The organism is Amycolatopsis sp. NPDC088138 (genome assembly GCF_044741685.1).
In the GTDB taxonomy this organism is placed as follows: Bacteria; Actinomycetota; Actinomycetes; order Mycobacteriales; family Pseudonocardiaceae; genus Amycolatopsis.
Map to the genome: position 1 here is coordinate 1,528,532 of NZ_JBIUTB010000001.1, position 18,735 is coordinate 1,547,266.

Annotated in this window: 18 protein-coding genes and 4 tRNA genes; 7 read left to right on the forward strand and 15 right to left on the reverse strand. The window is 70.8% G+C overall.

Features of this window, described 5'->3' with window-relative positions:
- Positions 1–25: 25 nt before the first annotated feature.
- Entirely contained in the window at positions 26–1,471 is a 1,446-nt protein-coding gene (locus ACIOD2_RS06905) for an FAD-binding oxidoreductase (protein WP_400535193.1), read from the reverse strand.
- A gap of 135 nt (positions 1,472–1,606) precedes the next feature.
- Between ACIOD2_RS06905 and ACIOD2_RS06910 the strand changes: the two genes are divergently transcribed.
- Entirely contained in the window at positions 1,607–3,715 is a 2,109-nt protein-coding gene (locus ACIOD2_RS06910) for an elongation factor G-like protein EF-G2 (RefSeq protein WP_400535194.1), read from the forward strand.
- Between the two features lie 158 nt (positions 3,716–3,873).
- Here the strand turns inward: ACIOD2_RS06910 and ACIOD2_RS06915 are convergent, their stop codons facing one another.
- From ACIOD2_RS06915 to ACIOD2_RS06975, 13 genes are all read right to left on the reverse strand, one after another.
- Positions 3,874–4,389 carry an XdhC family protein gene (locus tag ACIOD2_RS06915; protein ID WP_400535196.1) on the reverse strand — a complete coding sequence of 172 codons (516 nt, stop codon included), beginning with the start codon at positions 4,387–4,389 and terminating at the stop codon, positions 3,874–3,876.
- 19 nt (positions 4,390–4,408) lie between these two features.
- A complete protein-coding gene (locus tag ACIOD2_RS06920) occupies positions 4,409–4,675 on the reverse strand; it encodes a hypothetical protein (RefSeq protein ID WP_400535197.1) in 267 nt (88 codons plus the stop codon).
- Positions 4,676–4,707: 32 nt separating this feature from the next.
- A complete protein-coding gene (locus tag ACIOD2_RS06925; RefSeq protein ID WP_400535199.1) occupies positions 4,708–4,965 on the reverse strand; it encodes a hypothetical protein in 258 nt (85 codons plus the stop codon).
- 4 nt (positions 4,966–4,969) lie between these two features.
- Entirely contained in the window at positions 4,970–5,452 is a 483-nt protein-coding gene (locus ACIOD2_RS06930) for an NUDIX hydrolase (RefSeq protein ID WP_400535201.1), read from the reverse strand.
- The gene (locus ACIOD2_RS06935; RefSeq protein ID WP_400535429.1) at positions 5,449–6,594 is read right to left on the reverse strand and encodes a glycosyltransferase family 4 protein; all 1,146 of its coding nucleotides are present in this window, start codon (positions 6,592–6,594) and stop codon (positions 5,449–5,451) included. The genes ACIOD2_RS06930 and ACIOD2_RS06935 overlap by 4 nt, the downstream gene beginning before the upstream one ends.
- Before the next feature lie 18 nt (positions 6,595–6,612).
- Positions 6,613–7,530: a phosphatidylinositol mannoside acyltransferase gene (locus ACIOD2_RS06940; protein WP_400535202.1), complete on the reverse strand. Its 918-nt coding sequence runs from the start codon at positions 7,528–7,530 to the stop codon at positions 6,613–6,615.
- Positions 7,527–8,153 carry a phosphatidylinositol phosphate synthase gene (gene pgsA / locus ACIOD2_RS06945; protein WP_392778834.1) on the reverse strand — a complete coding sequence of 209 codons (627 nt, stop codon included), beginning with the start codon at positions 8,151–8,153 and terminating at the stop codon, positions 7,527–7,529. Before pgsA ends, ACIOD2_RS06940 begins: the two co-directional genes overlap by 4 nt.
- 89 nt (positions 8,154–8,242) lie before the next feature.
- A complete protein-coding gene (locus tag ACIOD2_RS06950; RefSeq protein ID WP_400535203.1) occupies positions 8,243–8,773 on the reverse strand; it encodes a MarR family winged helix-turn-helix transcriptional regulator in 531 nt (176 codons plus the stop codon).
- Between the two features lie 53 nt (positions 8,774–8,826).
- Entirely contained in the window at positions 8,827–9,369 is a 543-nt protein-coding gene (locus ACIOD2_RS06955) for an HIT family protein (protein WP_400535205.1), read from the reverse strand.
- Positions 9,366–11,393 (reverse strand): threonine--tRNA ligase, encoded by a 2,028-nt coding sequence (thrS, locus tag ACIOD2_RS06960; protein WP_400535207.1) that lies wholly within the window; start codon positions 11,391–11,393, stop codon positions 9,366–9,368. The genes ACIOD2_RS06955 and thrS overlap by 4 nt, the downstream gene beginning before the upstream one ends.
- A gap of 139 nt (positions 11,394–11,532) precedes the next feature.
- On the reverse strand, positions 11,533–12,147 hold the full coding sequence (locus ACIOD2_RS06965; RefSeq protein ID WP_400535208.1) for a malonic semialdehyde reductase: 615 nt from the start codon (positions 12,145–12,147) through the stop codon (positions 11,533–11,535).
- Positions 12,148–12,319: 172 nt separating this feature from the next.
- A complete protein-coding gene (locus ACIOD2_RS06970) occupies positions 12,320–13,849 on the reverse strand; it encodes a sugar transferase (RefSeq protein WP_400535209.1) in 1,530 nt (509 codons plus the stop codon).
- A 932-nt stretch (positions 13,850–14,781) separates the two neighbouring features.
- Positions 14,782–14,853, reverse strand: a tRNA-Val gene (locus ACIOD2_RS06975).
- Positions 14,854–15,246: 393 nt separating this feature from the next.
- Here ACIOD2_RS06975 and ACIOD2_RS06980 point away from each other — a divergent pair.
- The 6 genes from ACIOD2_RS06980 to ACIOD2_RS07005 all read left to right on the forward strand — a co-directional run bounded on the left by ACIOD2_RS06980 (position 15,247) and on the right by ACIOD2_RS07005 (position 18,069).
- Positions 15,247–15,672, forward strand: a complete 426-nt coding sequence (locus ACIOD2_RS06980) for an SsgA family sporulation/cell division regulator (protein ID WP_033293569.1) — start codon at positions 15,247–15,249, stop codon at positions 15,670–15,672.
- A gap of 136 nt (positions 15,673–15,808) precedes the next feature.
- Positions 15,809–15,881 (forward strand) — tRNA-Gly (locus ACIOD2_RS06985).
- Positions 15,882–15,905: 24 nt separating this feature from the next.
- Positions 15,906–15,976: transfer RNA gene (locus tag ACIOD2_RS06990), tRNA-Cys, on the forward strand.
- 1 nt (position 15,977) lies between these two features.
- A tRNA-Val gene (locus ACIOD2_RS06995) sits at positions 15,978–16,052 on the forward strand.
- A 541-nt stretch (positions 16,053–16,593) separates the two neighbouring features.
- Positions 16,594–16,809, forward strand: a complete 216-nt coding sequence (locus tag ACIOD2_RS07000; protein WP_400535211.1) for a hypothetical protein — start codon at positions 16,594–16,596, stop codon at positions 16,807–16,809.
- Between the two features lie 297 nt (positions 16,810–17,106).
- Positions 17,107–18,069, forward strand: coding sequence for an alcohol dehydrogenase catalytic domain-containing protein (locus ACIOD2_RS07005; RefSeq protein ID WP_400535212.1), 963 nt, complete (start codon positions 17,107–17,109; stop codon positions 18,067–18,069).
- Here ACIOD2_RS07005 and ACIOD2_RS07010 read toward each other — a convergent pair.
- Positions 18,059–18,658: a TetR/AcrR family transcriptional regulator gene (locus ACIOD2_RS07010; RefSeq protein ID WP_400535213.1), complete on the reverse strand. Its 600-nt coding sequence runs from the start codon at positions 18,656–18,658 to the stop codon at positions 18,059–18,061. The genes ACIOD2_RS07005 and ACIOD2_RS07010 overlap by 11 nt on opposite strands.
- Between the last annotated feature and the right edge of the window lie 77 nt (positions 18,659–18,735).

Consider the following 18,735-nt stretch of genomic DNA (forward strand, 5'->3'; position numbering starts at 1 on the left):
GCCTTCCCGCCGGGACCGCCGCAGTCTAGGACGATCCCTTGTGGACAGTCGAGCCAGGCGCGGAAAGTCCTTGCGGGAAAGCGAAAATTCCTCGCGGGTCGTACCTCCGGGCGACCGCCCGCAACCGCGGGAGGTTCACCCCGTAGTACGCCACCGGCCAGTCCGGCATCTCCGGGTCGAGGTAGTTCACGTACCCGGTGGTGCCGAACTCCGGCCCGAGCCCGTCCCGCACGAGGGCGAGCGAACGCCGGGCCTCGGCCTCGCCGCCGTCCGCGGGCTCGGCGCCGTGCAGGAACTGGAGGCTGGCCAGGGCCTTCCGGTGCGGGAACGGCGTTTCCCGGACGCCCACGCGCGCGATGGCGCCGCCGCCCGAGTCGACGATCGTGCGGACGAGCGGGTCCCGGGTCAGCACGCCGACCACCGCACCCGGGTCGCCGAGCGGCCGCGTGAGCATCCGCGACGTCCCGACGTAGGCCGCCCGGGCCTTGACCGCCGCCCCCGGCCGGGAGTCGTGGCCGTCGAAGGTCCGCATCGCGCTCAGGTGGTCCAGCACCCGCTGTCCCCCGCCGGTCGGCGGTGTGCCGACGCGGCGGATCAGGTCGTCGAGCAGTTCCTTCAGCCGAACCTCGGGGCCGAGGAACGTGCCGCTGAGCGAAGCCTCGCCCGCCGCGAGCCCCATGCCGGACCACAGCTCGTCCGGCATCGCCGGCTGCCACTCCTGCCAGGCGGCGAGCAGCGCGGCCTGGGTGCCCACCGGGAAGTGCAGCTCGAAGGTGGCGACGTCGGCGATCGGCACCGTCGCGAACGTGAACCCGGTGACGATCCCGAAGTTGCCGCCGCCCCCGCCGCGCAGCGCCCAGAACAGGTCCGGCTCCGCGGCGGCCGAAACCGTGCGCACCCGGCCGTCCGCCGTGACGATCCGCGCGGCCTCCAGGTGATCGCAGGTCAGCCCGTACTTGCGGTCCAGCACGCCGACCCCGCCGCCGAGCGCGAGGCCGGCGATGCCGACCGTGTCGCAGCTGCCGGCGGGCAGCACCCGTCCCGCCGCGGCGAGCGTCGTGGCGATCGGGCCCAGCAGCGCCCCGGCGCCGATCACCGCGCGCCCGTCCGGCCGGACGCCGACCCCCGAGAACCGGCTGAGGTCGACCACGATCCCGGCGTCCACTGTGGAGTAACCGGGATAGCTGTGGCCGCCGCTGCGCGCCGCGATCGGCAGGTCGTGCCGGGCCGCGAAGGCCACGGCCGCCTGGACGTCCTCGACCCGCGTGGCGCCGACGACGGCCGCGGGCATCCGGAAGTCGTACATCGTGAAATAGCCCTGCTTCGCCTCCGGATAACCCGGATCACCCGGCCGGAACAGCGGTCCGGCCAGCTTCCGGCGGAGCCGGTCCCACTCGTCTCCCGGCAGTCCGCCGGCCAACCCCGCCACCGGTACGGCCCCCGAAATCCGCAGGAAGGTACGCCTGTTCACCGTCACAAAACTCCCCCTCGCCCCGCTCCCCCGGGCATTCGGCTGGTCCCGGGACCAGTGCCTTGCCGTGACCAGGGTAACGGGTGTGTGATCGAGGACACATCCCGTACATGAGCCGTTCGCCGAGGAGTCGTCATGGCCGACAGGCAAGCCAAGAACGCCGACACCGGAGCCGCCGTCGCTGTGGACGACCCCGCCAAGGTCCGCAACGTGGTGCTCGTCGGCCCGTCCGGCTCGGGGAAGACGACCCTCACCGAGGCCCTGCTCGCCGCGTCCGGCACGGTGTCGCGCGCGGGCTCGGTGGTCGAGGGGACGACGGTGTGCGACCACGACCCGGCGGCGGTCCGCCAGCAGCGCTCGGTCGGCCTTTCGGTGGCCCCGGTGCTGCACCAGGGCCACAAGATCAACCTGATCGACACCCCGGGGTACGCGGACTTCGTCGGGGAGCTGCGGGCCGGGCTGCGGGCGGCCGACGCGGCGTTGTTCGTCGTCTGCGCGGCCGAAGGGGTCGACGCCGCGACCGTCGCGGTGTGGGAGGAGTGCGCGGCGGTCGGGATGCCCCGCGCGGTCGTCGTCTCCCGGCTCGACCACCACCGGGCCGATCCGATGGCCGAGATCGCCGCCTGCCAGGCCGCCTTCGGCGCCGGCGTGCTGCCGCTGTACCTGCCCGCGGGCGACGGCCTGGTCGGGCTCATCACCCAGCGGTACTTCGACTACTCCGGCGGGCACCCGCCGAAGATCGGCGAACCGGACCCGGCCGACCTCGAGCGGCTGGCCGAGGCCCGCAACGAGCTGATCGAGGGGATCATCGCCGAGAGCGAAGACGAGACCCTGATGGACCGCTACCTCAGCGGCGAGGAGATCGCCGAGGAGACGCTGATCGCCGACCTGGAGACCGCCGTCGCGCGCGGCACGTTCCACCCGGTCATCCCGGTCTGCGCGACGAGCGGCACCGGCCTGGCCGAGGTGCTGGACGGGATCGTCCGGGCCTTCCCCTCCCCGCTCGAGCACAACCCGCCCGACGTCACCACCCCCGACGGCGACCCGCACGCGGGGCTGACCGCCGACCCCGCGGGCCCCCTCGCCGCGGAGGTCGTCCGGACGGCCGTCGACTCCTACGTCGGCCGGGTTTCCCTCGTCCGGGTGTTTTCCGGGACGCTGCGGCCCGAACGTCCGGTGCACGTGTCCGGGCACGGCCTCACCGAACGCGGGCACGAGGACCACGACGCCGACGAGCGCGTCGCGCACCTCTACTCCCCGCTCGGCGCGAACCTGCGCGAGGTGCCCTACTGCGTCGCGGGCGACCTCTGCGCGCTGACGAAGGTCGGTTCGGCGGAGACCGGCGACACCGTGTCCTCGCCCGAAGAGCCGTTACTGATGGAGCCTTGGACGATGCCGGAGCCGCTCCTGCCGGTGGCGGTGGTCGCCAAGACCCGCAGTGACGAGGACACGTTGGCCCGCAACCTGTCCCGGCTCGTCGCGGGCGACCCGACGCTGCGGCTGGACCGCAACGCCGAGACCAATCAGCTGGTGCTGTGGTGCATGGGCGAGGCGCACGCGGACGTCGTGCTGTCCCGGCTGCGCGCGGGCGGCGCGGACGTCGACACCGAGCCGGTGAAGGTCAGCCTGCGCTCGACGTTCGGCAAGCTCGCCCGGGGCCACGGCCGGCACGTGAAGCAGTCCGGCGGGCACGGCCAGTTCGCCGTCTGCGACATCGAGGTCGAGCCGCTGCCGCGCGGCGGCGGGTTCCAGTTCGTGGACAAGGTCGTCGGCGGCTCGGTGCCGCACCAGTTCATCCCGAGCGTCGAGAAGGGCGTGCGGGCCCAGCTGCAGCGCGGGCTCGGCGACGGGCACCCGGTGGTCGACATCAAGGTGACGCTGGTCGACGGGAAGGCGCACAGCGTCGACTCCTCCGACGCGGCGTTCCAGACGGCCGGCGCGCTGGCCCTGCGGGAGGCCGCGGCGAACGGGCACATCACGATGCTCGAGCCCCTGGAGGAGGTGGCGATCCGGCTGCCGGACGAGCACCTCGGCACGGTGCTCGGTGACCTGTCGTCCCGCCGCGGCCGGGTGCTGGGCACGGAAGCCGGCGACGGCGGCCGGACGGTGATCAAGGCCGAGGTCCCGGCGACCGAGCTGCTGCGCTACCTGATCGACCTGCGCTCGATGACCTCGGGCACGGCGACCTTCAGCCGCCGCCACGCCCGCTTCGAGCCGATGCCGGAAGGAATGGCGGTCCACTGACCGATTGCCATGAGGGGCACCTTCAGGGACATATAAGCCATGAGGGGCACCCTCAGGGACATCAGCACCGTGAGGGACACCTTCAGGGACGTATAAGCCGTGAAGGGCACCTTCAGGGACATATAAGCCATGAGGGTGCCCCTCACGACGACCCGGCGTCAGGCCGTGAAGTCGAAGCCGCCCGGGCGGTTGTTGCGGTCGGCCAGCAGCCCGGCCAGCGTGGCGATCGCGATCTCCGGCGGGGTCCGCGAGCCGATGTTCAGCCCGACCGGGCGGTGCACCCGGGAGATCTCGGCGTCCGGCACCCCCAGCGCCCGCAGTGCGGCCAGGTGCGGGCCGGGGTGGCGCGGGTTGCCGAGCACGCCGATCCAGCGCGGCTTCTCCTCGAGCGCGGCCTTGAGCACCGCGCCGAGCTCGTGCCGGTGGTGGTCGGTGACGACGACGTCGGCGGAGCCGTCGAGCGGCGGCAGCGTCGTCGCGGCCTCGAACCCGTCCGGGACGTCGGTCGCGCGCGCGGCGTCCGGTTCGAACAGCGCGACGTGGAACCCGAGGTCCCGCGCGAACTTCAGCAGGTACCGCGACACGGGCGAGGCGAAGACGGCGACGAGCGTCCGCACGTCCGGGTCCGGCTCGGCGGCGCCGTGGGCGACTTCGCAGGCCTCGGGTTCACTCATGCCGCCATTGTCCCCCGATTCAGCGAATTTCCTCACCCAGCGAGACCCGGAACTGGTACGTGTCCGTCTTGCCCCTGATCAGCACCAGGTACCCGCCGGCCACGCGCAGCACCGTCCGGCCCTGCGGCGACCACGGGCGCGCCGGCCGGTGCTGCTTCGCGAGCATGTACGCCTCGTCCTCCGCGCTCTCGCGGTCGGGATAGCGCTCCGCCTCGGCGACCGACCAGCCCCGCGCGTCCCCGGCGCCGCCCTGCTCCTCGATGACCACCCACCAGATCGAACTCATGCCCCTTCGACGCGGGTGGCCGTCGATCCGTTTCAGATCTCTTCGCCGACGGTCAGCCGGAAGTGGAACGTCGAGGTGCGGCCGTCGACGATCACCAGGTAGCCGCCCGCGACCCGCAGCACCCGCCGCGACTTCTCCGACCACGGGTAGGCCGGCTGGTACTCGCGGGCGAGCCGCAGGGCCTCGGCCTCCGCGGCCGGCTGGTCGTCGAACCGGAACGTCTCCGACAGCGACCAGCTCCGGCCGTCACCGCTGCCGCGCTGCTCCTCGACGACGACCCACCAGCTCACGACCTCAGACCTCCGGCTCGGCGAATTCGAAGTACTCCGGCAGCGGCGCGGTCCCGGCCAGCCGGAAGTAGCGGACCTTCCGGCGCCGCCGCAGCCGCAGGGTGTCGCGGACGGCGTCGTTGTGGACGCGCCGCGCGATGATCACCCGGTGCTCGGCGTCGGTCAGCTCCTCGGCCAGCTCGGGCAGCAGGCCCGCCCGGTCGACGCGGCTCAGCTCCCGGGTCAGCTCGTTCTCTTCGGTCTCGCGGTCGGGCCGGGGCGCCGCCTCGGCGCGTTCGGCCGACGTCCGCAGCCCGGTGTCGCCCAGCACCACGGCCACCGCCCGCGCCACCACCGCGCGGCGGGCCAGCGCCGCGTCGAGGGCCGCCCAGCCCGCGTCCATCCGGACGTGCAGCCGGTCGAGCCGGTTCGCCGTCGCCACCAGGAACAGGCCGCCGAGCACGACGATCACCGCGAGCACCGGCAGCAGCCAGCCGAGCACGCTCACCGGGCGAACTCCCGCTCCGGCGCCGCGACGCGCCGCGGGTCGGCGGCCACGGCCGTCTCGTAGACGCGCAGGATCTGGGTGGCCACGACCGACCAGTCGAACATCGTGACGCGCTCCCCCGCCGCCGCGGCCAGCGACGCCCGGCGCGCGGGGTCGCCCAGCAGCTCGCGCAGCCCGTCGGCGAGCGCGCCCGGGTCGCCGGTCTCGACGAGCATCCCGGCCCGGCCGTCGTCGAGCACCCGGCGGAACGAGTCGAGGCCGCTCGCCAGCACCGGCGTGCCCGCGGCCATCGCCTCGGTGAGGATCATCCCGAAGCTCTCGCCGCCGGTGTTGGGCGCGCAGTAGACGTCGACGCTGCGCAGGGCCTGGGCCTTGACGTGGTCGTCGGCCTGGCCGAGCAGCTCCAGGTGCGGGGCCAGCTCGGGGCCGGCGTCACGGCGCAGCTGGTCCTCGTCACCGCGGCCGACGACCACCAGCCGCAGGTCCTCGAACTCCGGCAGGATCCGCCGCAGCGCCTCCAGCAGCACGCCCATGCCCTTGCGGGGCTCGCCGAACCGGCCGACGAACCCGACCGTGCCGCCGGCCCGCGGATAGCCCGGCAACGGCATAGCGGAGGAGAAGAACTCGACGTCGACGCCGTTGGGGACCTCGACGGCGTCACCGCCCGCGTGCTCCACCTGGACCCGCCGCGCCAGCGCGGACACGGCGATCCGCGCGGTGATCTTCTCCAGCAGCGGCCGCAGCACGGGCTGGAACGCCGAGAGCGTGCGCGAGCGGGTCGTCGCGGTGTGGAAGGTCGCGACGATCGGGCCGTCGGCGATGAGCAGCGCCAGCAGGGACAGGCTCGGCGCGGCGGGCTCGTGCAGGTGCAGGACGTCGAAGTCGCCTTCGCGGATCCAGCGGCGCACGCGGGCGTAGGAGACCGGGCCGAACTGGAGGCGGGCGACCGAGCCGTTGTACCGGATCCCCAGCGCCTTGCCGGCCGGGTGCACGAACTCCGGCAGGTCGGCGTCGTCGTCGGCGGGGGCCAGCACGGACACCTGGTGCCCGCGCGAGATCAGCGCCTTCGTCAGGTCGATCACGTGCCCCTGGACACCGCCGGGCACGTCGAAGGAGTACGGGCACACGATCCCGATCCGCATCGGCCGCGTGGTCACGGCTCAGCTCGCTTCGTCGAGGCTGCCCGGCTCGGCGGCCTCCATGTCGGCGGGCCAGAACTTCTGCACCATGTGCCAGTCGGCGGGGTGCGCGGCGATGTCGCCGGCGAAGATGTCGGCCAGCGCCTGCGTCGCGGCCGGGACCTCGGCCCGCGCGGTGACGCGGATGCGCGGGTGCAGCCGGACCTGCCAGCCGTCCTCGGTGAACCAGCAGCCCGCCGGGATCAGCGCGGCGCCGGTCGTCGCGGCCAGCCGCGCCGGGCCGCCGGGCATCCGGGCCGGCTCGCCGAAGAACTTCACGGGGATGCCGTTGTCGGTCAGGTCGCGGTCGCCGACCAGGCAGACGGCCTTGTTCTCCCGCAGCCGCTTGAGCAGCACGCGCATCGCGGAGCTGTCGCCGGTCAGCGGCACGATCTCGAACCCGAGCGACTCGCGGTAGGAGGCGAACCGGCGGTAGAGCGACTCGGGCTTCAGGCGCTCGGCGACGGTCGTGAAGCCGCCGAGGTAGTCGGCCAGCCAGACGCCGGCGATGTCCCAGTTGCCGCTGTGCGGCAGCGCCATCACGGCGCCGTTGCCCTCGGCCAGCGCCGCGTCGAGGTTCTCGACGCCGGTGATCGAGGCCGCGACCTTCTTGCTGACCTCACCCTGGTCCATCGACGGCAGCCGGAACGTCTCGTGCCAGTAGCGGGCGTACGAGCGCATCGCGCGCTTGGTCAGCTCGTCCAGCTCGACCGGATCGGCCTGCGGCACGACGCGGGCGAGGTTAGCGCGCAGCTGCCGCACGCCCCCGCCGTCCTGCCGGACGGCGAGGTCCGCGCCCAGCGAGAACACGGTGCCGCCGAACCCGGCGGGCAGCCAGCCGGCCAGCCGCCACGCGGCGGCGTACCCGAACTCGCTGAGCCTGCCGGACACCTTGCTCATACCGGCTGCTCCCCGGCGGCGGCCTCACGAGCCGCCTTCGCCACCCCGGCGAAGCGCTGCAGCAGCGTGATGACCGACAGCACCGCCAGCAGCCAGAGCGAGATGTCCACGGTCCACGGCACGCCGAGGCCGTGCAGCCCGGTGCCGACCAGCGCGATGATGAGCCGCTCGGCGCGTTCGACGAGACCGCCGTCGACCGGCAGGCCGGACGCGTCGGCGCGGGCCTTGACGTAGGAGATGACCTGGGCGAGCACCAGGCAGATCAGGGCCGCGGCGGCGGCGGGGTGGTTGTCGTCGACCACGAAGCACCACCAGGCGATGGCGGCGAACAGCGCGCCGTCCACCAGCCTGTCGCAGGTCGCGTCGAGCACCGCGCCGAACGGGGTGCCGTAGCCGCGGGCCCGGGCCATGGCGCCGTCGAGCAGGTCGAGCATGGCGAAGCCCCACACCGTGAAGGTGCCCCACAGCAGGAAGCCGTTGGGGAAGAAGACCAGGGCACAGGCGATCGCGCCGGCGGTGCCGAGCACGGTCATCGCGTTCGGGGTCAGCCCGGCGCGGACCAGCGCCTGGCCGATCGGATCGGTGACGCGGGAAACGGAGGCACGCGCGAAGATATTGAGCATCGGTTCGTCTGAGGCACCTGGCTACGAGGGTCGGGTGGGCGATGGCAGCCTATCGACCCGCTCCGGTGAACCCGACGCGCCGCCCCGGGTCAGCCCGATTTCGGCAGCCGGACGACCTCGCCCGGATACTCGCGCGCTTCTTCGGCTGCCTGCGCCGCGGCGCATTTCGGCGAGAGCCGGTTGCGGATCGCGGCGCTGATCTCACCCAGCGCGCTCACCTGCTCCGGCGTCAGCGGGTCGAACAAGCTCTCCCGGACGGCCTCGACGTGCCCGGGGGCCGCCGCTTCCAGGGCGGCGAAGCCTTCCTTCGTCAGGACGGCCCACGCGCCGCGCTTGTCGGTCGGGCAGGCCTCGCGGCGGACCCAGCCGTTGGCCTCCAGCCGGGCGACGGCGTGCGAGAGCCGGCTGCGCGACGCCTGGCGCGCGTCGGCGAGCTCGCTCATCCGGAGCCGGCGGCCGGGCGCCTCCGACAGCGAGACGAGCACCTCGTAGTACGTGTGGGGCATGCCCGAGTCGTGCTGCAGCTGACCCTCGAGGTGCGCGCTCAGCATGCGGGTGGCCATGTTGAACTCACGCCAGACGCGCTGTTCGTCGTCGCTGAGCCATCGAGTATCGGACATACCCCCAGCATACCCCTGGTTGAACCCTCAATCAGGGGTTGCCGGTTACGGCTTCACCAGGCGTCGGCCAGCAGGTCGCGGGTCTCGCCCAGCAGCTGCGGGAGCACCTTCGTCTGGCCGATGACCGGCATGAAGTTCGCGTCGCCGCCCCAGCGCGGAACCAGGTGCTGGTGCAGGTGCGCGGCGATCCCGGCCCCGGCGATGACCCCCTGGTTCAGCCCGATGTTGAACCCGTGCGCGCCCGACACCTCGCGGATCACCTTCATCGCGTGCTGGGTGAACTCCGCGACTTCGCGCGTCTCGGCAGGCGTCAGCTCGGTGTAGTCCGCGACGTGCCGGTAGGGCACCACCATCAGGTGCCCGGGGTTGTACGGGTACAGGTTCAGCACCGCGTACACGCTCTCGCCGCGCGCGACGATCAGGCCCGTCTTGTCGTCGAGCGACGGGATCCGGCAGAACGGGCAGCCGGTGTCCTCGTCGTTCTCCGGCTTGTCCTGGCCCTTGATGTAGGCCATCCGGTGCGGGGTCCAGAGGCGCCGGAACGCGTCCTGGACCCCGGCGCCCTGCTGCTCGACGAGTTCGGGACCGTCACTCACCGGACGACCGTCTCCAGCGCCTCGGCCGAGGGCGACGCGTTCTCGCGCCGCTCGATCCAGCCGGCGATGGCGGCGACGGCGTCGGCCACCGGAACGCCGTTGATCTGCCCGCCGTCGCGGAAGCGGAACGACACCGCGCCCGCCTCGACGTCCTTCGCGCCGGCCAGCAGCATGAAGGGCACCTTCTGCGTGGTGTGCGTGCGGATCTTCTTCTGCATCCGGTCGTCGCTCGCGTCGACCTCGGCGCGGATCCCCTTGGCGCGCAACGCCTTCTCGACGTCGTCCAGGAAACCGACCTGGTCGGCGGTGATCGGGATGCCGACCACCTGCACCGGCGCCAGCCACGCCGGGAACGCGCCCGCGTAGTGCTCGGTGAGCACGCCGAAGAACCGCTCGATCGAGCCGAACAGCGCGCGGTGGATCATCACCGGCGTCTGGCGGGTGCCATCCGGTGCGGTGTACTCCAGCTCGAAGCGCTTGTTCTGGTTGAAGTCCAGCTGGATGGTCGACATCTGCCAGGTGCGGCCGATGGCGTCCTTGGCCTGCACCGAGATCTTGGGGCCGTAGAAGGCCGCGCCGCCCGGGTCCGGGACCAGCTCGAGGCCGGAGTCGACGGCGGCCTGCCGCAGCGTCTCGGTGGCCTCCTCCCACTCCCAGTCCTCGCCGATGAACTTCTCGGAGTCGCCGCGGGTGGACAGCTCGAGGTAGAAGTCGGAGAGGCCGTAGTCGGCCAGCAGGTCCAGCACGAACTTCAGCAGCGACCGGAGCTCACCCGGCATCTGCTCCTTGGTGCAGTAGATGTGCGAGTCGTCCATCGTCAGGCCGCGCACGCGGGTCAGGCCGTGCACCACGCCCGACTTCTCGTAGCGGTACACCGTGCCGAACTCGAACAGCCGCAGCGGCAGCTCGCGGTAGGACCGCCCGCGCGAGCGGAAGATCAGGTTGTGCATCGGGCAGTTCATGGCCTTGAGGTAGTAGTTCTCCTCGTCGAACTGCACCGGCGGGAACATGGTGTCCGCGTAGTAGGGCAGGTGGCCGGAGGTGTGGAACAGCTCGCCCTTGCTGATGTGCGGGGTGTTCACGAACTCGTAGCCGGCCTCTTCGTGGCGGCGGCGCGAGTAGTTCTCCAGCTCCCGGCGGATGATGCCGCCCTTGGGGTGGAACACCGGCAGCCCGGAGCCGATCTCCTCCGGGAAGGAGAAGAGGTCCAGCTCCGCGCCGAGCTTGCGGTGGTCGCGGCGCTCGGCCTCGGCGATGCGCTCGAGGTAGGCGTCCTGCGCCTCGGCCGACTCCCACGCCGTGCCGTAGATCCGCTGCAGCTGCGGGTTCTTCTCGCTCCCCCGCCAGTACGCGGCGGCGACGCGGGTCAGCTTGAACGCGGGGATGAACTTGGTGGTCGGCACGTGCGGACCACGGCAGAGGTCACTCCAGACACGTTCCTTGGTGCGCGGGTCGAGATTGTCGTAGATGGTGAGCTCGCCCTCACCCACCTCCATCACCTCGGAGGTGTCTACTTCGGACTTGAGGTCGACCAGTTCGAGCTTGAACGGCTCGTCGGCCAGTTCCTTCTTCGCCTCGTCCACGGAGTCGAAAACGCGCCGCGAAAACTGCTGGGCGCCCTTCACGATCTGCTTCATGCGCTTTTCGAGCGCCTGCAGGTCTTCCGGGGTGAACGGGGTGTCGACGGCGAAGTCGTAGTAGAAACCGTCCTTCACCGGCGGGCCGATACCGAGCTTGGCGTCCGGGAACTGCTGCTGCACGGCCTGGGCGAGCACGTGCGCCGCCGAGTGGCGGATGACGCTGCGCCCGTCGTCGGTGTTCGCGGCGACCGGCTCGACCTCGGTGTCCGCTTCCGGCGCCCAGGCGAGGTCGCGCAGCTTGCCCTCGGCGTCGCGCACCACGACGACCGTGTCCGCACCCTTGGTCGGCAGGCCGGCTTCGCGGACCGCCGAGCCCGCCGTAGTGCCCGCCGGTACCACCACGCGGGAGGCGGCCACGGGGGAAACGGGGGACGGCTGCGACACGATCGGCTCCTCGGACTGCAGTGACAAAGATGACCCCGTCGATGCTAGTCGGCGGCCGGTTCGCGCCTCACACGCGTCCGGGAATGCCGGGCGGCCCGCCTCCACGCCGGAGACGGGCCGCCCGATCGGGGTAGTCAGTTCAGAGGGTCTCGACGACCTGGTCGAAGTCCAGCCGCGGCAAACGGTCGAACCACGGGTTCTCCCCCGGCTTGCCGACGTTCACGACGACCAGCGAGCGCAGCGGCTTGCCGTCGAAGAACTCCTTGTCGACAGCGGCGGCGTCGAACCCGGTCATCGGGCCGGCGGCCAGCCCGGCGGCGCGGACGCCGATGATGAAGTAGCCGACCTGCAGCAGCGAGTTCAGCTTGGCGAACTCGACGCGGCCGTCCTCGTCGGAGAAGTTGTCCTTCGCGGCGGGGGCGTGCGGGAAGACCTGCGGCAGGTTTTCGTGGAAGTCGACGTCGGCGGCCAGCACGACGGTCAGCGGCGCGGCTTCGGTCTTGGCCCGGTTGCCCGGGGACATGTGCGGGAGCAGGCGGGCCTTGGCCTCGGCGGTGCGGAGCACCAGCGCGCGCAGCGGCTGGGTGTTCATCGACGTCGGGGCCCACTTGACGAGGTCGTAGATCGCGCGGACCTGCTCCTCGGTCACCGGCTCGGAGCTGAAACTGTTGGCGGTGCGCGCCTCGCGGAACAGCAGGTTCTGGACGTCCGCGGGGAGCTGGAGTGCCTCGGTCTGCTCGGCAAAGGTGGTCATGGGGCGGGGTTCCTTCCGTGGGTCGGTCTCCCCGTCCAACATGCTTGAGCGTTGAACTATTTCGCGCTCAACCACTTCCGCCGATGAAGTGGATCACAAGACACGGCCGCCGACCCCCCGCGGTGGGGGTCGGCGGCCGTGGCACGGAACGCGCGATGAGAAGCCGGACGGGTCAGTAGGCGCCCTGACCGCCCATCACCGCGCGGAAGGTCTTCCAGAGGATCACCAGGTCCAGCGCGAGGGACCAGTCCTCCACGTAGCGCAGGTCGAGCCGGATGCTCTCGGCCCAGGTGAGGTCGCTGCGGCCGCTGACCTGCCAGAGCCCGGTCAGGCCCGGCTTCACCAGCAGGCGGCGGCGCGCGTCCGGCGCGTACTGCGCGGTTTCCTCCGGCAACGGCGGCCGGGGGCCGACGAGCGACATCTTCCCGGAGACGACGTTGAACAACTGCGGCAGTTCGTCGAGCGAATACCGGCGCAGCAAACCACCCACGCGGGTGATACGCGGATCCCGCTTCATCTTGAAAAGCGGGCCGGCTCCCTCGTTCTCCGCCTCGAGGTTTTTGCGGATCTCGTCGGCGTTCGTCACCATCGTCCGGAACTTCAGCATGGTGAACACGGCGCCGTCGCGGCCGACGCGGCGCTGGCGGTAGATCACCGGGCCGCGGTCGTTCAGCTTGATCGCGACCGCGATCACCAGCAGCAGCGGCGACATCATCGTGAGCAGGAGCGCCGAGCCGGCGCGGTCCACGACCTCCTTCACCACGCGGCGCCCGCCGGTGAACATCGGCGCGGTGACCCGCAGCAGCGGCATCCCCAGCACCCCGGTGACGTTCAGCCGGGGCCCGGCCACCTCCATCAGCACGGGAGCCACGACCATCTCGGCGCCGGTGCCCTCCATGTCCCAGGCCACGCGCTGCAGGCGCTTCGGGCTCCAGTACTGGTCCGCGGTGATCGCGACGACGCGGTAACCGCCGCGGCGCACGTGCCGGGAAAGTTCCTCCAGCCTCCCGACCACCGGGACGCCGTCGATCTCGCCGCTGTCGCGGTCGGCGCCGTGGCCGGTGAACGTGCAGGCCGCCTCGACCCGCCAGCCCACGTGCGCCTCGGACCGGGTGCGAGCGATCAGGTCGGCGACGGTCTCCGGGCTGCCGGCCGCCATCACCGGCAGCAGGCAGAGTCCCTTGGCGCGCTTGCGGTGCAGGACCTGACGCAGCAGGTAGCGCTGCGGGAAGGCGACGAGCGCGATCGCCGGGACGACGATGAACACCCAGACCTGGACCTCGAGCGCGCCGAACAGCAGCCCGCCCAGCGCCACGAGGACGGCGGCGGTGATGAAGCCGCGGCCGAGGGTGCGGTACTCCTCCGCGCCTTCACCGAGCACGCGCGGGCTCCACGCCCGGCTGACCGGCAGCGAGACGAACACCGCGAGGATGGTGCCGAAAGCGTGCATGTCGTGCGGAGCCACGCGGTCGATGACGAACGCGCTGATCGCGATCACCAGCAGCGTGACGAACACGTCGCTGCCGATGACCCAGGCTCTGTATCTGGCCTCCCAGGCCGCCGGCAACGCCTTCGGGGACGGAGTGCCGGCCGGTTCGGCGGCCGGGCTCTCGTCCCGCTTGGCGGGTCGCGGGATGGCTTGGAGGTCGATGTGCGGCGGTGGCTGCGCCACCGTGTACGAAGGCCGCACCGACTCTTCCATCAGACCTCCCGGAAACAGGAATCGGAGTTGTAACCGCGGGCACACTGCGTCACCGAGAGTGATTTCGGAGAGTGATGGCAAACTCGGTTGTCGCGCTGGGGCCGCGGAAGCTTCACAAGGCAAGGTATCGGCGACTCTCTCAGCATCGTTACAAGGATTTCCAGCCACATGCTGCGCGTCTTCCCCGACAGAAAATGGCCGCAAGATAACAAGATGATGACGATGGGTAATAGCGCGTATCCCCCGAAAAACTACGCAATGTAGCCATAAATCGCGATACCCGCACCCAGGTGGACGCCACCGGTCCGAACGGCCGAACGGCCGCCGCAATCTACTGTGGACACTTCACGAGGCCGGCGGTCCATTGTGGATCGAACCGGCCCGCGACGAGCGCCGGGGAGCACGCCGGGTGATCAAGCGGTGACGTTCACCGCCAAGCCGTCACAGGTACCGCTTTCCGTCACACGATCACCCTGCGCGAGCGGACCACGCGCCCGCAGCCGCCGAGCCGGTGATCCACCGCGCACACACCGTGACCGCCCGCTCACGACGAGGCGGACCGGCCCGATCCCGCCGCCGTCGCGTGCCGAGGATCACACCACCACCTCACAGTCGGCCAAGTTCGACAGAAAGCCACCGGCGCGGCGGTTTCCGGAAGAAGTTCTGCCGGACCCGGGTGTCCCCGGGTCCGAAGCTCTGTTGACACCCATACGGCGGAGTCGAAGTGACAGTTCACTCCGGATCGCACGACTACCCGCGCGGGGGATGACCGCCTTGATCGCGCGAGCCGAAACCGCCCGCAAAAAGTGACCCCACGCTGGGGGTCCGGGGGCTTGCCCCCGGCGGGGGCGTGGGGGCTCGGCCCCCACAGGACACAACGAAAGAGCCCTGCTTGCGTAGTCCGCAAGCAGGGCTCTACCCGATTGAGTTCGTGGGCGATACTGGGATCGAACCAGTGACCTCTTCGGTGTGAACGAAGCGCTCTCCCCCTGAGCTAATCGCCCGCTCGGGGTGTTGGGATAACTGTACCGCACTACTTCGGAACGCCTGCAAACGGGTGGTCCTGAGCGACCACACTCCGCTTACCGGCGAGTACGGAACGAACAACCCCGAGCTAGCCGGGGTTGTGGGGGCCGGGGGCCGCCCGACACCACGTTCGACATCCGTGCGACGGTGCTACCACGCGGCGATCAAACCGCGCAGTATGGACGGGTGAACCCTCGCGGGGCGCGTCCGTCGTGCTGCGCGCCGCGGGGTGAACACGGGCGGCCGACGGGGGCCGATGAGCCCGGACGGGTGATCTGCGGCGCACCCGCGACGGATTCGGCCTCCCGATGCGTCCCAGTGGTGACGCCCTCGGCCAGGCCGGGCCGGGAAGGGAGACGAGGGGTAGGACGATGCGCAACGATCACGTGACGCTCCGCTCGACGGCGGTCTTCGACCTGCTGGCGCCGCGGACGCCCGCGGTTCCGGTGAAGGTGGAGCTGCGCTACGACACACGCGACCCGTACGCGGTCGTCGCCGCCTTCCGCACCGGCCGGGCCGGCTGGGTCGAATGGGTGTACGCACGCGACCTCCTCGCGGACGGCCTGCTGGCCGACGCGGGTGACGGCGACGTCCGCATCCGCCCGTCCGTCGAGGACCCCGAATCGGTGCTCATCGAGCTGAACTCGCCCTCCGGGCACGCCATGTTCGAGGCGTCCGCCCAGGAGCTGGCCGACTTCCTCGACCGCACCTACGACGTGGTGCTGCCGGGCAACGAGCACCTGTGGGTCGACGTCGACGACGCGCTCACCCACCTCATCCCGCACGATCTGGCCTGATCACGGCCCCGCAACGGCCAAGTGACACCCCGGTGTCGCAGCCGTTTCCGGGGTCCGATATGGTTTTTCCACACCACGGCGACGGGGTGAGGCACAGGGCCACGGCCCAGAGCCTCCCGAACCGGAGCTGGGGAGTGCGGATGTAGCGCAGCTGGTAGCGCATCACCTTGCCAAGGTGAGGGTCGCGGGTTCGAATCCCGTCATCCGCTCGGTAGGCTCTCGAGGCCTGGCACGGTGGAGTGGCCGAGAGGCGAGGCAACGGCCTGCAAAGCCGTGTACACGGGTTCGAATCCCGTCTCCACCTCGCGCGATTAGCTCAGCGGGAGAGCGCTTCCCTGACACGGAAGAGGTCACTGGTTCAATCCCAGTATCGCGCACCACGTGTTTTCGCAGTCTGAAGCCCTGTCCCTCCTCGGAGGGGCAGGGCTTCAGTCGTCAGATGGCCAGCCTGGATCGTAGGTGCGAGAACCAGGGCACCAGCTTGGCCCGCTCCCCCGGGTACGACGACGCCGGCGACCGCGACCTGCGTTCCTCCAGGACCTGGTTGACCATCGCGGGTGCCACGCGGTCGATGCGCTGCCTTCGTAGAACGTGAAGGTCGACAAGAACGGCGGTCGCCAGAACCGGATCCGGAAGTTCGACCGCGGCCACGGGTGTCCCTCCGGCGTGGACAGCACGAACGGATCCCGGTGGCTGTCCATCAGCTCCTTGCAGAGCATCGCGATCCCGGGCGGCAGTGCCACGAACCGAGCCCCCGCAGCGGTTTCGTCCGGCCTTCCTCGGCCGGGAGTTCCCGCGTCGGGTCGGCGGCCGCTGACGGCCATCCGAGTGATGATCACCACTCCTCCGGCCTCCCTTGTAGACTTTCCCACCAACTTCCTTCAGCGGACTGCAAATCGCGATCCCGCGACGCTCCGAGTCATGCTCGTGCCGCTGCTGCCCGACAAGTTCACCCCATCGGGCGCCGGTAAGCCTGACTGCTCCTCCCGTCCCATCAGGACGCTTGTACAGCACATAGCCGTCCATGCCAACGAACCACCAGCAGTCAATAACCTCTCGAAAGAAATCACCATCGAGATATCCGACGGCAGCCGAGACGGCCAGACCGTCCTCTTCGGACTCGACGGCGTGTCGTAGGAGAGCGACCTCTCCGACACGAACGCCGACACCTTGCGCGCAGCACTGACTCCGTCCGTGACAGCAGCCCGACACCTTCAACTACGCCCAGTACGGGCTGTTCCTCGGCAACGAGACCTACCTCCTCGCCTGCCCAGCACACTGTCACCCGGCCGCGGCCTGGCCCGTCACCCAGAACTGAGACCAGCCCGGTCGAACCCTGTGATCTTTACCTCTCGGTACAGAACCGTCGCCCAGGTTCTGTACCGTTGGGTACGTAACCCGGGACAGGCCGGGCGATGACGAGGAGTCGAAACCGTGAGCGACGTTGTGCGCATGTACCGCCAGGGCGAGGCGGAGGTCCTGCAGCTCGAGAGTGAAGACGCCGGAGAGCCGGGACCCGGCCAGGTTCGGCTCCGGCAGGAGGCCATCGGCCTGAACTACGTCGACACGTACTTCCGGAACGGCACGTTTCCGGCCCGGCCCCTGCCTGCCGTGATCGGCGTCGAGGCGGTGGGGACCGTGGACGCCGTCGGGCCGGGCGTCACCTCGGTGTCGCCGGGTGAACGGGTCGGCTACTACTTCGCGCCCGGTGCCTACCGGGAGGTCCGGCTGATCGCGGCGGCGCAGCTCATTCCCGTCCCCGGCGACATCCCCTCCGATGTCGCCGCATCCGTGCTGGCGAAAGGGCTCACGGCCTGGGGACGGGTGCGGCGCGTCCACCCCGTCGGGCCGGGAACGCTGGCCGTTGTCACCGGAGTGACGGGCGGTGTCGGCTCACTGCTGGCGCCCTGGGCGTCGCATCTCGGCGCGGACGTCATCGCCGTGGTGGCTCGCCCCGAGCAGGTTGCGACGCTCAACGCCCGGGGACTGGAGCACGTCGCCGTGGCGGGCACGGGTGACCTGGCGCGACTGGTGGCCCGCGAGGAGCGGCCGGTCGACATCGTCTACGACCTGGTCGGGCAAGCCGTTTTCGACGAGGTGGCGGGCATTCTGGGCCGGGGTGGCCGGCTCGACCTGGCGGGAAGCGCGTCAGGGGAGATCGACGCTTCCCTGCTCAGGACCAAGGCGGCGGGCGTGCACGTCACCCGGTCCTCGACCGGGGATCATCTGCCCGGCCGCGAGGCGCTACTCGGTGCCGCCGGCGAGGTTTTCGGCGCGCTGCGCGACGGTGTGTTCGGCGAGCGCGAGGTCCGCCGGTATCCGCTCGCGGACGTGGTGCGGGCGCATCGTGATGTCGAGTCGCGTTCCGCGGGCCCGGCTCCGGTGCTCATCCCGTAGCGACCGGCTGGGCGAACACCCCCTGGATCGCGAGGTCCACCATGCGGTGCAGCTTCCCGGCCGGGATGCCGTCGTTGGCCCGTACCGCGATTCCCTCACTGAGGCCGGCCGTGTACAGCGCCAGCGTCTCCGGGTCCGAGCTCATCGTCGGATCCCCCTCGGCCACAGCTCGTTCGTAGCGCGCACGGATGAACTCGAGGGCGCTGGCGCGCTGCTGGGCGACGTAGTCGCGCATCGGCCGGTTGTCCGGCGAACACTTGCCGATGCCCTGCACGACGAGGCAGCCGTGCGGGTGGTCGTCGCTCGCGACGACGTCGACGGTGCGGTGCAGGAACGTCGCGGTCGCCTCGCGTGCCGTGGGCAGCGCGAAGGCCTCCATCTCCCAGGCGGGGCCGACGGCGATGTACCGCTGCACCGCCTTCTCGAACAGCCGGCGCTTGTCGCCGAAGGCGGCGTACATCGAGGGCTTGTTGATGCCCATCGCCTCGGTCAGCTGCGCCAGCGACGCGCCCTCGTAGCCGTGCTCCCAGAACACGTCGACCGCCCGGTCGAGAGCGGCATCGACGTCAAACTCGCGTGGCCTGGCCATACCCCAACTATACCTCGCGGTACAGAACGTGCCATCATGGTTCGATACCGCTCGGTACAAAACCAAACAGGAAGCAG

Bases quoted from the DNA above. Each gene is read 5' to 3' on its own strand.
- ACIOD2_RS06910 (WP_400535194.1), top strand. From the start codon at position 1,607: ATGGCCGACAGGCAAGCCAAGAACGCCGACACCGGAGCCGCCGTCGCT.
- ACIOD2_RS06915 (WP_400535196.1), bottom strand. From the start codon at position 4,389: ATGAGTGAACCCGAGGCCTGCGAAGTCGCCCACGGCGCCGCCGAGCCG.
- ACIOD2_RS06920 (WP_400535197.1), bottom strand. From the start codon at position 4,675: ATGAGTTCGATCTGGTGGGTGGTCATCGAGGAGCAGGGCGGCGCCGGG.
- ACIOD2_RS06935 (WP_400535429.1), bottom strand. From the start codon at position 6,594: ATGCGGATCGGGATCGTGTGCCCGTACTCCTTCGACGTGCCCGGCGGT.
- ACIOD2_RS06940 (WP_400535202.1), bottom strand. From the start codon at position 7,530: ATGAGCAAGGTGTCCGGCAGGCTCAGCGAGTTCGGGTACGCCGCCGCG.
- pgsA (WP_392778834.1), bottom strand. From the start codon at position 8,153: ATGCTCAATATCTTCGCGCGTGCCTCCGTTTCCCGCGTCACCGATCCG.
- ACIOD2_RS06950 (WP_400535203.1), bottom strand. From the start codon at position 8,773: ATGTCCGATACTCGATGGCTCAGCGACGACGAACAGCGCGTCTGGCGT.
- ACIOD2_RS06965 (WP_400535208.1), bottom strand. From the start codon at position 12,147: ATGACCACCTTTGCCGAGCAGACCGAGGCACTCCAGCTCCCCGCGGAC.
- ACIOD2_RS06970 (WP_400535209.1), bottom strand. From the start codon at position 13,849: ATGGAAGAGTCGGTGCGGCCTTCGTACACGGTGGCGCAGCCACCGCCG.
- ACIOD2_RS06980 (WP_033293569.1), top strand. From the start codon at position 15,247: ATGCGCAACGATCACGTGACGCTCCGCTCGACGGCGGTCTTCGACCTG.
- ACIOD2_RS07000 (WP_400535211.1), top strand. From the start codon at position 16,594: ATGCTCGTGCCGCTGCTGCCCGACAAGTTCACCCCATCGGGCGCCGGT.
- ACIOD2_RS07010 (WP_400535213.1), bottom strand. From the start codon at position 18,658: ATGGCCAGGCCACGCGAGTTTGACGTCGATGCCGCTCTCGACCGGGCG.